This is a genomic window from Neorickettsia risticii str. Illinois (genome assembly GCF_000022525.1).
GTDB classification, from domain to species: Bacteria; Pseudomonadota; Alphaproteobacteria; order Rickettsiales; family Anaplasmataceae; genus Neorickettsia; species Neorickettsia risticii.
This window is the reverse complement of the sequence record NC_013009.1, coordinates 372,651-386,365: the sequence shown is the minus strand read 5'-3', so window position 1 is coordinate 386,365 and position 13,715 is coordinate 372,651. Positions and strand designations below refer to the sequence as shown.

Annotated in this window: 11 protein-coding genes; 4 read left to right on the top strand and 7 right to left on the bottom strand. The window is 40.7% G+C overall.

From position 1 onward, the window contains the following. Positions 1 to 45 precede the first annotated feature (45 nt). Positions 46 to 582 (top strand): HesB/IscA family protein, encoded by a 537-nt coding sequence (locus tag NRI_RS01885; protein ID WP_015816314.1) that lies wholly within the window; start codon positions 46 to 48, stop codon positions 580 to 582. A 282-nt stretch (positions 583 to 864) separates the two neighbouring features. On the opposite strand, the gene NRI_RS01880 is transcribed toward NRI_RS01885, so the two are convergent. The 5 genes from NRI_RS01880 to NRI_RS01860 form a co-directional block, all read right to left on the bottom strand. Continuing rightward, positions 865 to 2,889 carry an inverse autotransporter beta domain-containing protein gene (locus NRI_RS01880; RefSeq protein ID WP_049751171.1) on the bottom strand — a complete coding sequence of 675 codons (2,025 nt, stop codon included), beginning with the start codon at positions 2,887 to 2,889 and terminating at the stop codon, positions 865 to 867. A 177-nt stretch (positions 2,890 to 3,066) separates the two neighbouring features. Then, positions 3,067 to 3,648, bottom strand: a complete 582-nt coding sequence (locus NRI_RS01875) for a retropepsin-like aspartic protease family protein (RefSeq protein ID WP_015816286.1) — start codon at positions 3,646 to 3,648, stop codon at positions 3,067 to 3,069. A 44-nt stretch (positions 3,649 to 3,692) separates the two neighbouring features. Beyond that, entirely contained in the window at positions 3,693 to 4,532 is an 840-nt protein-coding gene (gene hemF, locus NRI_RS01870; RefSeq protein WP_148205715.1) for an oxygen-dependent coproporphyrinogen oxidase, read from the bottom strand. 12 nt (positions 4,533 to 4,544) lie between these two features. Continuing rightward, positions 4,545 to 5,792: a beta-ketoacyl-ACP synthase II gene (gene fabF, locus NRI_RS01865; RefSeq protein WP_015816285.1), complete on the bottom strand. Its 1,248-nt coding sequence runs from the start codon at positions 5,790 to 5,792 to the stop codon at positions 4,545 to 4,547. After that, positions 5,793 to 6,227: an acyl carrier protein gene (locus NRI_RS01860; RefSeq protein WP_015816298.1), complete on the bottom strand. Its 435-nt coding sequence runs from the start codon at positions 6,225 to 6,227 to the stop codon at positions 5,793 to 5,795. It lies immediately after the preceding gene. A 455-nt stretch (positions 6,228 to 6,682) separates the two neighbouring features. Between NRI_RS01860 and NRI_RS01855 the strand changes: the two genes are divergently transcribed. Beyond that, entirely contained in the window at positions 6,683 to 9,436 is a 2,754-nt protein-coding gene (locus NRI_RS01855) for a hypothetical protein (RefSeq protein ID WP_015816297.1), read from the top strand. Positions 9,437 to 9,527: 91 nt separating this feature from the next. Further along, on the top strand, positions 9,528 to 10,250 hold the full coding sequence (locus NRI_RS01850; RefSeq protein ID WP_015816283.1) for a phosphoribosylformylglycinamidine synthase subunit PurQ: 723 nt from the start codon (positions 9,528 to 9,530) through the stop codon (positions 10,248 to 10,250). Positions 10,251 to 10,468: 218 nt separating this feature from the next. Here NRI_RS01850 and NRI_RS01845 read toward each other — a convergent pair whose 3' ends face one another. Both NRI_RS01845 and NRI_RS01840 read right to left on the bottom strand, forming a co-directional pair. Continuing rightward, positions 10,469 to 11,392, bottom strand: a complete 924-nt coding sequence (locus NRI_RS01845) for a tyrosine-type recombinase/integrase (protein ID WP_015816296.1) — start codon at positions 11,390 to 11,392, stop codon at positions 10,469 to 10,471. Between the two features lie 96 nt (positions 11,393 to 11,488). After that, complete coding sequence (locus tag NRI_RS01840) at positions 11,489 to 12,163, bottom strand: SDR family NAD(P)-dependent oxidoreductase (RefSeq protein ID WP_015816282.1); 675 nt, start codon at positions 12,161 to 12,163, stop codon at positions 11,489 to 11,491. Positions 12,164 to 12,682: 519 nt separating this feature from the next. Here NRI_RS01840 and cgtA point away from each other — a divergent pair. Next, on the top strand, positions 12,683 to 13,708 hold the full coding sequence (gene cgtA, locus NRI_RS01835) for an Obg family GTPase CgtA (RefSeq protein ID WP_015816281.1): 1,026 nt from the start codon (positions 12,683 to 12,685) through the stop codon (positions 13,706 to 13,708). Positions 13,709 to 13,715: the final 7 nt, after the last annotated feature.

The window sequence follows — 13,715 nt, the reverse complement described above, 5'->3', positions numbered from 1 at the left end:
AATGTTATACTTAGGTCTTCTAAATGAGGTACATCAATCCTTCCAGTGGAAACAGAAAAAAAGATTTCACTCACTGATGCAGCGCTGAAAAGGATACTAGCAATTACAAAAAGTGGGGAATGCTTGAGCATAACCGTGGAGCCCGGTGGTTGTAATGGTTTTGAATACAAATTCGAGATCAAGAGCTGTGATAACGCAGTGTTGTGCCCAAATCGCGACCTTCCTAAGGAGAATGGCTCTTTAAATGCTTCCGATCCCCTAATGCATGAGCAAAGCATAATTTCCAAATATGATGTGGAAACAGTTCGTAGCACAGCAAGTTGCTTTCAAAGTGAAGGTGAAGCATACCATAGCCAAAATCCTACAGGTACTATTCAAGATGAGATGACTCACACAAGCAAAGAAGGAAAATACTGCATTACCTGGAACGGAAGGATTATCCTTGAAATAGACAACGCGTCTTTGGAATTAATCCGCTCCGCCCAACTTGACTACGTAAGAGAGCTCGTCGGAGAAAGGTTTGTTATAAAAAATCCTAATTCACAATCCACCTGCAGCTGCGGAAATAGTTTTGGCCTCTAAGAAGCTTTCATAAAAAACGAATTTTCAAGGTGATCCACCTAAACCTACAACTGAAGAAGACCAACCATTTACTGCGCAAAGTTCATTTAGCTCATAGAAGAGCAGTAATCAAAAAAGCACTAAGCTAAGAAGCAAACTCAAAGAGTGAGGCCTTATCACTTCAAGCGATAAGACCTCAGCAAATTTTCTGAGGCCTGCTTTTGTCCATGCCATTGTTTTCTTTGCCCACCAACCTGGGTTTTATTCTAGTGCGTCTCACCAAATAAACTTCACCTATCCTCACTACGCAGCCGGAGCTGGTGGTACAGGTTTGGCTTTACCATTTTGAGCCTCGGAGGCAGCTTTCGCTTCCTCTTCTGCCTTTTTTCTGGCGTCAATCGAGGTCTTTGTATCTACCTTGATCTCACCTGCAAGTTTGACATCAATTTTGCCCATCTTATCGAGATCACTCGCAAAGAGAGCTTTAAAATCACTCTTAGCTGGGTTCTGTGGATCATGGACAACATTAGGCAATTCTATGCGTACATTCCTAAGCGTGTAATTTACCACTGGTTTTCCCTCTTTAGTATCACTTTTAGTTGAGTAAAACGCGGACTTTAGCTTAGCATGTGAAAATCCCAATTCAGAGTTTAATATATTTACATTTTCATCATTCTGGAATGGATGTTCCTTATCACTCTTGATAAGACTTGCGTTGAACACAACGTCTGTCAGAGTATATTTACTCGAATCACCTAAATCCACCGTCACGCCGTTAATAATTGAGCGTGAGATTTTTCCCTTATCATCTGTGCTGAATTTAAGCGTTTTCTTACTTCTAGGGATAAGATAATCTACTACCTTCTCTCCACCTAAATATGGTATATGCACTTTTAATACTGCTCCATCCGCAACTATTACGTAGTCAAGCTCTTTGGGTAGAGTGATATCTTCGGTCTTTCCATCATCCTTGATAACATATAGTTTCCTTAGCTGCTCAGCTTCCTCACCCTTCGCACTTGAATCACCGTCAGTAGTAGGCTTTTCTCTGCTTTTTATTTCATCTCCCTTAGAGACTTCAACTATCTCTTCAATTTTGTGTTCTTTCTCCACATTCAAGAACACAGCATTAACAGGATAGGAATTATCAGTATCGAACAATACCACATCCCTATCTCTCCTCACATGTCCCAACAATCTTGCGTAATCCTTACCAACTGGTAGATCAAACCCAACATTGACTGAGAATCTATTCTTCTCATTATCGCTTACAAACTCTGGTGATACCAGCACACTGAAGCGCTCATTCAGGTAAAATGAAAGATCTATGCCAGCCCTATAACCAGAAAATTTCTCTTCTTTATTATGAGGACTGTTAAAGGAAAATGCACTACCATGAACATGAATATACTTATTAAGAGTCAAACCAAGGCCCAGATCATAGCCATTGCCAGGAACCTTCTCATTAAGGATAACAGTTGACTTTCCCGGACTTGTAAAATTTAAATCCAAGCCTTTAACAACCGAAAGATTACCTTTTTTATCAGAACGGTAATAGTTACCATTTAAAGAGAAAGATTTGAAAAATATCTCCCCACCTAGCGAGTACCATCTATAATTACCCTCAGGTAAGAAGCGTACATCTGTGAATAAGTTTATACCTCCCGTGAGCAAAGGGGACATTTTTCTACGAAAAACAACTCCTGTACTGACCTCACCTTCTTTGGCATCGTACAATTTCGATTTAAGATCAATATAAATAAGATTATCTTCTATGGATAACAGTGGCAAAAGAGCGCCAAACTCGGACATATTTACCGCATTGCCATTTGAATCACTAAACTCGTTAGTGACTGTAAAGCGTGCACCAATTGTACGACGATTTTTATTGTTCGGATCATCCTGCGTTGCTACTTTTTCAAGACCAAAGACATTAGCTTTATGAAGGTTTAACGTTGAACCTTCTGCTCGAGATAGATTTCCACCTTGCAATTTATCCGCTTGAATTGTTGATTGGGAAGAATTACCCTGCGAATCGTGCGGTGTACGATTGAACTTGATAGCACTACCTTCCCTGTCAACGAAGTGTTTCTCATCACTAATCTTGGAATTTCTTAATGCACTGAATGTTGTACTTACTTTACTCAAAAGCCCTGTACCAGCAACCTTCTTGTAGTACACGCCTTTCCCCTTCGAATAAATAGTCTCAGTTACAACTTCATCACCATTTTTCAGATTCGACGCATTCAGCGGAGCGGGAACTGCAAGGCAAAAACCAGAGAGGAAGAGCAATAACCTTGCCTTAGAAACACTTCTGAAATTTTTCATCAATAACGGCATTACAAGAAATTTTGCACATTCTTTCAGGAAAGTTTTAATTTTCAGCAAACCTCTTAATACACAAATGAATTTTCTTTGGATTCTAAAAGAGATCTACAATATATTAAAAATAATTCCGAGGTAAGAGTAATACAAACCGCCAATTTTTGCTAGATAATTCGAAGATTATTTTTGTAGCAAAAATAAAACATCTTTTTTTATAAAAAAATCAAAATGTTTTAAGAATGACATACCCAATAGAGATCTTTCCTGCTCTCTCACTCCCGACACACTTACCTCCAAGTAAGGGAGATAATAACTTCTTAGATAGACATCTCTTAAGATCACAGGAGCTGCCCTTATCTTTCCGTTAGCAGTACTATATTCCTTGCTGTAGTTGAGAGTTCTAGGATCGACTCCCAGTCTTATAGCATCTTTTTGTGATAACACTGTATCTGAGGCACCTGTATCAACCAGACATTTTAGCTTCACACCACTAACAACAATATCGACATAAAAGTGCCCATCCGTTGCTTTTCTAAAACCAACCTGCTCATTTGACATTCCACTTTGAACTTTCTCATAGATTTCACCAAGCAGCTTGTTTTGAAAAATTCGGTCCCCAGTGTTGTATATGGAGACCACCAGACATATCACAATGCCCCAAACAAGGAGACTGAGTAATCCACCAGAACCCGACCTGCTTGAAGTCTGCCAACAAATAAAGAAAAAAACGGCGAGAACAACAAGCAGGTAAACAAACTCCATGTATTAGACTAAACTACTGTACGAAAAAGGATAGCAAACTACCTTTAAAAATCTCTCCACTCCACTACAGGAGGCAAGGACATTAGGATTGCTTTCACATTACCACCTGTCTTGAGCCCGAACTCGGTACCTCTATCGTATAGAAGATTAAACTCAACATACCTACCCCTCTTGAGAAGCTGAAACTGCCTTTGCTCATTTGTATAAGAGAGGTGCATATTTTTCCTCACTATCTTTGGATATACAGAAAGAAAGCACTTACCAACATCTTTTGTAAAAGCAAAATCCTTCTCCCAATCATCTGTTCTTAAGTAATCGTAGAATATTCCCCCTATTCCCCTAGGTTCATTCCTATGTTTTATGTAAAAATATTCATCTGCCCACTTACTGAATTCATCGTAATACTTGCTATCATGTCTATCACACGTTTCTTTAAACTCAGCGTGGAAGCTCTTTGCATCCTCCTCGTTGTAGTACATAGGAGTCAAATCTGCACCACCACCAAACCAGTATTTATCGGTAACTATCATGCGTGTATTCATATGCACTGCAGGAACAAGTGGAGAACTCATATGCGCCACCAATGAAATACCACTAGCCCAGAACTTCCCTCCATTTTCTGCTGCACCAGGAATTTTGGACGCAAAGTCTTCGCTGAAAATCCCATGCACGGTTGATATATTTACACCTATCTTCTCAAATACAGTACCGTACATGAGACTCATTTCACCGCCTCCGCCGCCTTCTCGTTCCCAAGATTCTACTGCAAAACCCGACTGAAAATTGGGATCAAAGTCCTTTTCTATAGCAATAAACTCATCCCTTATACGATCCCTCAACTCCCTAAACCAGGCAGCTGCTGTATCTTTTTTCTCACCTAACACACAGACCCCCAATTATGAACATTGCCCAAACAGTAATGATGCATTAGTTCCCCCGAACCCAAAAGAATTTGAGAGTACATACCGCAGAATTTTCTCTTGGGGCGTGTGTGGTACCAAATTAAATCCACTGGCACAATCATCAGGTTTATCCAAATTGAGTGTTGGAGGCATTACTGAATCACGCATAGCGAGTACACAGAGAACCGCTTCTATACCACCAGCAGCACCTAAAGCATGCCCTATAGATGACTTTGTTGAAGACACACCCATTCCTAAGGAGTTGCCAAACAAACGCCTTAAAGCATTCAACTCAGCAGCGTCACCATTTGGTGTGGACGTTCCGTGTGCATTAATATAATCAATCTCGTTCAGTCTAACTCCTGCCATTTTTATTGCAGAGGCCATTGCAGCAAGCGCACCATCTCCATCCGGGTTAGGAGCAGCGACATGATATGCATCTCCAGAAACACCAAAACCCATTAACTCAGCATAAATTCGCGCTCCACGTTTTTTTGCATGGCTATACTCTTCGAGCACCATAACCCCCGCACCATCACTCATTACGAAACCGTCCCTATCAACATCCCACGGCCTAGATGCCTTCTCCGGCTCATCATTACGCCTCGAAAGGGCTTTCATATTTGCAAACCCAGCTATACCAACTCGACATAAAGCCCCTTCAGAAGCGCCAGCTATCATAACATCAGCTTCATCGTTGGCAATTATGCGCCAAGAATTAACTATCGCGTGAGCGCCTGTTGCACATGCAGTGACCAAGGCATCATTTGGCCCAGTAAATCCATTTTCAATGGCAACATTACCCGAAGTAAGATTGATCAAACTCGCCGGGATAAAAAACGGACTCACCTTTCGTATACCCTCTTCACGTAGAAGAATTGAGTTTTTCTCGATGAGTGGTAACCCTCCTATGCCGGAACCTATCGATACACCGACCCTTCTCTTGTCTAAGGAAGGATATTCCAGCAATTGCGAATGTTGTATTGCCTCTCTAGATGCAGCTATACCGTATAATATATAGCGATCATGTTTTCGTGGGTCACCAAATTTTTTACAGTCAAAGCCATCCTCTCCATTCTCTAATACTTCCCCACCTATAGTAACGGGAAGACCCTCTGTTTCTATAGTAGAAAGCGTCCGCACACCAGACCTTGATTCAAGAAGCAGACTCCAAGATCCTTCTCTACTACTGGACAGACAGGTAAGCAACCCCAACCCGGTTACTACAACTCTCTTTGACATTTACTTTGCTGAGGGGGAAATAAGCATAGAGACTAAATCACTCATGCTGGAAACAGTCTCAAGTTTGGCAAGCTCGCAATCAAACGACTCAGAAACACTAGCCAAAAATTTATTAAAGAGAGCGTCCTTCTTGCTGAAGTCAATTAACTTATCTAACGGTTTAGTACAGTGCTCAAGAAGATAGTCATAAATGTGTTTAACTGTGTTCGCCTTCCTAGCATAATCTTCAGGAATCTCTTCAAGATCATGATCCTCTTCAACGCGCATGATGATTTCTGCAGCATCGAGACTATCTATACCAAGCTCAGAGCTAAGGTCTGTTTCCAACTTTATTTCATCATACTTCTCATCCGAAAGGTTCAAAGCACCCATGACAGAGACCTTAACTGTGTGCTCAAGAACGATCTTCCTAAGTTTTTCCTGTGTTGCTTCCATTAAAACAAAACGCTAGATCCAGGACAAATATATCTTAATGAAAATCCTACTGCAATCATTCGAATTTTATTTTTTACAAAACTCCTGTCAGTTTTGCCAGAATAAAGTTTTGTCTTCGGCATATCACAATTCGATAAATTGTCTTTAAAAAAAATTTATAAAGAAAAATTAGAAATTATTTATCATTATGTAACTCCAAAATGGGATTTTACCTTAAAATCTAATATAAAATGGTTTACCTTAGTCTAATCTGCATTGCGCTTTGTATTGAAATAGCTAAAACCAACTGCTCTGTTAGCGCATAAAAAGAGTAGATAATGCACCTAGTTGCATTACAAGCTGAATGAGATTTCCAAATCAAATACAAGAAGTACCATTTCAAAGCTTTACTCTCCACAGTGTCGAGGGCCGATGGTGGTTTTTCATTATGATCTAGATAAACAAGGAGTACGTCGATGTTACCACCTGACAAAAAGGAATTGGATATTCAACACACACAACAAGAAGAATACTCGCAGGAAGAGGAACCTGCACAGTCAGATGCTATTCCTCAACAAGCCGCACCGGATTCACAACAACAAGAAGAACCACAACCAGAAGAGCCTACACAGTCAGATGCTACTCCTCAACAAGCCCCACCGGATTCACAACAACAAGAAGAACCACAACCAGAGGAGCCTGCACAGTTAGATGCTACTCCTCAACAAGCCCCACCGGATTCACAACAACAAGAAGAACCACAACCAGAGGAGCCTGCACAGTTAGATGCTACTCCTCAACAAGCCGCACCGGATTCACAACAACAAGAAGAACCACAACCAGAGGAGCCTGCACAGTTAGATGCTACTCCTCAACAAGCCGCACCGGATTCACAACAACAAGAACGCCTTCAGAAAGCACGAAAGGTGTTTCAACGCTGGTCACAAAGTCTTGCAGCCAGCAGCAGTACATTGAAGAAAAAGGCTAAAGCAAGCGTAGAAAAAGCAGCAAAAACACTCGACAAAATTCTTCCAGGGGAGAGTGCAGAAGAAGCCCGACGAAAGCTTTTAAAAGCTGAAGAAGCTAAGGTCCTCAAAGAAGAAATCCAACCTGGAATGGAGTTAGCAAACGCATATGCAGCAGAAATAGCTAGCGTCTTCGGATTGCAAAATGTAAATGTCAGTTCATCAGATATAGGGGAAAGCATAGTAGTTGTCAGTGCAAGTTACCTGGATGCAAGCGTAAATTTCATAAGGCATATAGATGATCTGGGTAAACCAAAATGTGAAAATATATCCCAAAAAAGCATTCCTTTTGGAAGTTATAGGGCTATACATGAGTGGATAGCCGCAGCAAGGGTTCCTGAGCCGTGGTTAATGCAAATCCTGGCTAGAGCAATTATGAATGTTACTGGGACAACCCCATCACTGACTCCGATAGCTCCAGGAACTCTTGAAAGAGGCGCTGCGGCTGATTATGCCACAGGAGCAACCACCGCAACACAAGCCGCAATTGGTCCATCAGCATCATCGATTGTTCCACTTAGCGAGGAAAGGGCACAATGCTCACAAATCCTCTACAAGGTAGAATCTTTATCACCTCAACAAAGAGAGGCTTTGCATGCGTTTTGCGCAAGTCTGACATCTCCTACAGAACCGAGATTACGCGTACCTTACCAAGAAGTAAGATTAGAAGACCACGGTGAAGGTGCAATCCTAGTGCTCAATAATTTCCCTACCGGAGAAAGTGCGTGCTTCCCTTTCATTCAAGAAATATGTGCACTTTCGCTGGAATACACACCACATTTTAAAGCTGCCAATAGCTTACTCAAGGCAATTATAGATTGCACCACTCCCCCACTTTCAGGAGGCACTCCACCACCCCAGTTCAAAATATTATTTGATCTAGTAGAGAGGAGATGTGCTGTTCAAGTTCCGACTGAGTTATTGAAGCGGCCTTGGACCAGATGTTTATTAAATTACCTCTACAGCAACTTAGGAGCTTCAGCCAGTTTAGTCGATACGCTTCCTAAGACGAGTAACTGTTGCGCTAGAAACGAATCTATCTATCGTAAACATAACTACTACGAAATGTGCGCATTAGCCACGGATGGGAGAGGCAGCATGGCTATTGATGCGCATAATCCAGAAGATTTACTCCCACGTCTGGTGAAAGCTCTACAAGAAGCACTGAATAAATACCAATGCACAGCTGAGTTTTGCAAACTCGTCCCAAATGCTGAAATACAACCGCAGCTTAGATCGCTCTGCAATGCAAGTGTAGGAAAAATTAAAGCAGAAACTGCACCCTTGGTGATGATGGTACTCAATGCAGAAACCCAAGATATCATTCCAAATAGGCCGATCTTCACGCACGTACATCACTCTGTAGACAACTGGTGCAGTTGCGAGGTCTCTAGTGATCGCCTTACAGAATTAACACAAGAAGGAATGAACAGGGTAGCACAAACAGCAGCTAAGATCCCAGACATTCAAGCAAATATAACAATAATTGCTCAAGAAGTAATAGCCACATTACCCTTAGAGACAGAAGGTAGAGCTCTTTTTTCTCTCCTTGGATATTCTCAAACTACTATCGACGGGGAACATGCATCTACACCAGCGGTAAAACTTTCATGGAGTGAACAATTTCTTGAAAGTGGCCGTAAAACTAAACTAGAAAAAGATCCCAAAATACACGGGGTACACTGCTTCGATGAGGGAATAGTAATGCAATTGAACATATTCACTCAAGAGTGGAGTAAAATTCAGAGATTAGCGGAGGAAATAAGACGCAAATTAAAAATCATCATAGAAGAAGAAAAAATTCCTGAACCAGCTCTCCCAAAAAGCTTCTTAAGTAAGTTTACTGGAAAAGACGATACACCTGCAGACAAAACCGCTACAGATAAAGCTGAACCGGGAATATTACAAAGATTTTCGGGAAATGTTAGTTCATTTTTTGAGCGGAGCAGAAGTAAAGATAAAGCAACAACGCCAAAAAAAGGTGGACTACCAATGTCTAGCCGTGTAAGAAACATGTTCATTGCCACAGCTGCAGCTGTAGTACTGGCAGCCATAATCTATATACTCATTCCTTTAATACCAAGACTCAAAAATATCCCTGAAGCACTACAAGCTGTTGGTAGTATCCTAACCGGTGCGCTGATATCTTGTATTGCCTATACATGCGCTACTAAAATTCAGAGCGATTCCCATCAAAGGGAATGAACACTATAAAGACAACCTAATAACGTTAGATATTTCGATATGTATTTTGTACGTGAGTGTGTTACACTACGCTCCGATTTTTGAGAAGAAGATGGCTAGTGTACTTGTACTATCTGGGTATGGACTCAATTGCGAGGATGAGACACTTCGGGCGTTCAAGCTGTCCGGTTTTACTGGAAGCATGCTGCACTTGAATGATTTACTCAACAACCCTGATAAACTTCGCGATTACCAAGTTCTGGCGATTCCTGGTGGTTTCTCTTTTGCTGATAATACAGGCGCGGGAAACGCATTCGCGTGTAAAACTATCCCCTTACTAGAAAGGGTGGAGAATTTCCTCAACGAAGACAAACTAGTCATAGGTATATGTAACGGCGCTCAGATACTTACGCGTTTGATCAAGGATCTGGAAGTCACTTTTGAAGCAAATACGTCGAACCAGTATCAATGTGGATGGCAAGACATTGAAGTGCCCGAAAGTGGTTCTATTTGGATGAGAGGCATCCATAAAATCCGTTTACCAATTGCGCATGGTGAAGGAAAATTACTACCCTTAGATAAGAGCAATCTGAAAGTCAGTGTCGCCATGCGATATAAGCAGGATGTTAATGGTTCTTACAACAGAATTGCTGCGGTCACCGCGTACGGCGGAAAGATGCTGATCACCATGCCCCATCCAGAAAGGGCGATTTCCCTCGTACAAACTGACGACTACTATCTAGTTCGAGAGGAGTACAGAAGAAAGTGCTTACCAACCCCCGAGGATGGCCCTGGAATGCAAATTTTTAAGAACGCATATGGTTACTTTCACTAAACCCTCTGTTTTGGCTGCGTTGCCTCGGTGTGTCTAGGTTTTTAGTACGTCTTACAGTCGCGTCGTGATAACGAGCCATGCGTTTCATCTTATCATGAGCAAAAAACCCTTCTATTTCTCCGCACCAACTTTAAAAGTGTACAAAAAACAGGAACATCAAAATAAAAAGCACCCTGATTAAACTAACTTTGCACAATTCAGCTCTTCTTAGATAGAGCTCAATCCCTGTCTCTCAAGCAGAATTGCCTATACTTTTCCATGAGCGATTCAGCATTCAGTTTTGTATAGACCGCAGTGCTCGCAAGTGAAGCGTGCCCTAATAATTCTTGTATTTTACGAACACCAACACCTTCCTGAAGTAAATGCGTAGCAAAGCTGTGTCTCAGCGCGTGCGGCGTGATATGGTTCGACAGATTGAATCGTCTGCGGATTGAGAGAAAAGCCCCCGCTACAGCAGTCCTACAAAGCTTGTTTCCATTTCGATCCAAAAAAAGAAAACCGCCCCCATCCAACTGAAACGGACATGAAGCAATGTAATCTGCTAATGCAACACGGACTATGGGCAATAACCGAATCATCCTTTCCCTACTACCCTTCCCCATTATCTTGATCTCAGTATTGGCAAGATCCGCAACTGTCAGACTTAACGCTTCACTAATCCTCAAGCCAGAACCATATAACAAATAGCATAGAGCAATGTTCCTCTTTACTATCCAACCTGTTTTCAAGAAAGAAAATTTCTCAATTAATTCTATTATTTCCTTAAAAGTCAGAGAACGTGGTAATGTATTCGGCTTAAACCTCAATACAACACCCAAGACATCTTCGTTTATAATTCCATTATGCTTTGCAAGGTACCTAAAAAAGCTCTTTACTGAAGACAAAGCTCTCGCATTTGTGCGAAAAGAAATAGAATTTTTTCTTCTACTTGCAAGCCAAGCACGCAAATCCTTATCATCTATGCCCTCCAGGCTAGCACAATTCACAGATTCCCCTCTAAAAGTGGAAAGGAAATCTAGAAAAGCAATTGTATCTCTACTGTAGGCAACCAATGTATTACTAGAAAAGCACTTTACACTACCTAACCATCTTGTCCACTCATCAAGAATAGCGTAAACCGAGGGATCAATTCTACACTCCACGATTCATAGGAAAAACTTACAGTACTGAGACACTTTTTAAAAAGAACAAAGAAGTTCTAAGTAAAAGCTGAATTCAAGCAAAATTAATATTTAAATTTAGGCATAAGAAACATAATGCTTCCTACCAGAGATCTTATAGTGTACTGAGCTCAACCGAAGGAAAAGTTCTGCACATTCGGGCTGAGGTTCCACAGAAATATCCTCTTCGTATCCCTCTAGGGCAACCATATTCACACACATCCCGTAATTTAGAACATCATTGGCATACCCTTTCATAAGCTGAGCAAGAGCTGCATTGCTTGCAACGTAGGGGGAAAAGTATAAAGGATTTTTTCCAACAATTCTCTCAAGAGAAAGAAAAACCACTCTACCGTGCTCAGACCGTTTCAAAAGCCCATCAAAATTCTTTAGCATATACCAATTTAAAGAAAAATTTTCTTCCACTATTCTTCTCCACTCATCAACTTCATAATCTACTAAGAGGTTAGGCTCACTTGTATAGAAATGCGCAGAGATAAGAACATCTAACTTTTTTGAAGTACCCGAGATAGCATTTTTAAGCGACTCCATCTGAGAAACATCCAATACATCCGCTTGAACCAGGATTGACTCTCCTCCCAATTTTTTTATATCTTGATTTAACTCATCAAGATCTGATAGATCTGCTGCAGGCAAAATTAGAGAAGCCCCTTCCGAAGCAAATCTCCGCGCTATAGATGCTCCGACCCTGTTACACACACCAGTCACTAAGACTATTTTTCCCTGCATCATAAAAGTCTCTTCAACAAAAAAGCCTGTACAAGATCTTATAATAGGGACAGTAGCTTTGTAAAACAAACTACGACATGTACAGTGAACATGCTCGTTTTAAATCCTAAATTATACTCTTTGTAAAAGAGCAAAAAGAATATTTTTCCTAAAACCTCCCATATTTATCTCGCCGAATCGAAAAAAGCGACCTCATTACATAAGACAACTTCATTCTAATAATCTTATTTAAAATTCTTTGATATTTATCCTCGCTCAATAAAAGCTGCTTCATTGCACAGAATAGTCTTATTCTATGAACCTTACTTATAGGTGGAGTTACTTTGTATCTGGACAAGAAAATAAAAATTTATATGTTTGAGTAGACAACAATTCTCACTCTACACAGCAAAAAAGAATGCTAATTACCTTTTGGAGCTGTATTTAGGTAAAAACAAGAAATTACTATACAATGAACCTCACAGGAGACAATTTTCAGAGTACGAGCAGTAAATAAAACGCACCTTAAATGGAGAGTGGAATTTGAAATTTATAGATGAAGTAAAAATCTTTTTGAAGGCAGGAAATGGTGGCGATGGCTGTTCAAGTTTTCGTAGGGAGAAGTTTGTTGAGTTTGGTGGACCGGATGGTGGTTGTGGTGGAGATGGAGGAAACGTGATCTTTATCACAGATGAGAATCTAAACACATTACTGGATTACCGACATAGGGTTCACCTCAAAGCTGAAAACGGAAAACCTGGAAGAAAATCTAATAAACGTGGTGAAAGTGGCTCTGATTTGGTTTGTAAGGTACCTATAGGTACTCAAATACTTACGCAGGATGGAGTACTCTTATCTGATTTAGAGCAACCCAAACAAAGCTTTATTTCTGCTTTCGGTGGAAAAGGCGGTCGTGGTAATGCAACATTCAAAAATTCACTAAACCGCGCTGCAACCGAGTTTACCTATGGTGAACCTGGCGAAGAGAAAACCGTAATTTTAAACTTGAAAATATTAGCAGATATCGGTTTAGTCGGACTCCCAAACGCGGGAAAATCTACGTTTTTGTCTAGGTGTTCGAACGCTAAACCAAAAATCGCTGACTATCCTTTTTCAACACTTGAGCCAATCGTCGGAATAGCAAAAATAAATAACCACGAAATAGTCGTAGCAGATATTCCTGGTATTATCCAAGGAGCCCACAAAAACCTTGGATTAGGGTTCAAATTTTTGAAACATATAGAACGCTGTAAGGCATTGATATATCTTATAGATGGAACCGAAAAGGACATTTACTCAGTTTATACACTCTTATCGAATGAACTTTCTCTATATAGTAAAAACCTGGAAACAAAAGAGCACTTTGTCCTTATTACAAAATCAGATCTACTTGGTAAAGATGAAGTACAAGAAAAGTGCCAATATATTCAGGAAAGAACCGGAAAGCTTACCTTGCACACAGGTATCGATGAGGAACTTGAGTCCTCTCTGAAGGCCGCTCAAAAACTTGTCGAACTTCACCAATCGGAAAACAAATCACGCGGCAAATATGATCCACTAGAAGTGTAGTTTCCAC

Bases quoted from the DNA above. Each gene is read 5' to 3' on its own strand.
- NRI_RS01880 (WP_049751171.1), bottom strand. From the start codon at position 2,889: ATGAAAAATTTCAGAAGTGTTTCTAAGGCAAGGTTATTGCTCTTCCTC.
- NRI_RS01875 (WP_015816286.1), bottom strand. From the start codon at position 3,648: ATGGAGTTTGTTTACCTGCTTGTTGTTCTCGCCGTTTTTTTCTTTATT.
- fabF (WP_015816285.1), bottom strand. From the start codon at position 5,792: ATGTCAAAGAGAGTTGTAGTAACCGGGTTGGGGTTGCTTACCTGTCTG.
- NRI_RS01860 (WP_015816298.1), bottom strand. From the start codon at position 6,227: ATGGAAGCAACACAGGAAAAACTTAGGAAGATCGTTCTTGAGCACACA.
- NRI_RS01855 (WP_015816297.1), top strand. From the start codon at position 6,683: ATGTTACCACCTGACAAAAAGGAATTGGATATTCAACACACACAACAA.
- NRI_RS01850 (WP_015816283.1), top strand. From the start codon at position 9,528: ATGGCTAGTGTACTTGTACTATCTGGGTATGGACTCAATTGCGAGGAT.
- NRI_RS01840 (WP_015816282.1), bottom strand. From the start codon at position 12,163: ATGATGCAGGGAAAAATAGTCTTAGTGACTGGTGTGTGTAACAGGGTC.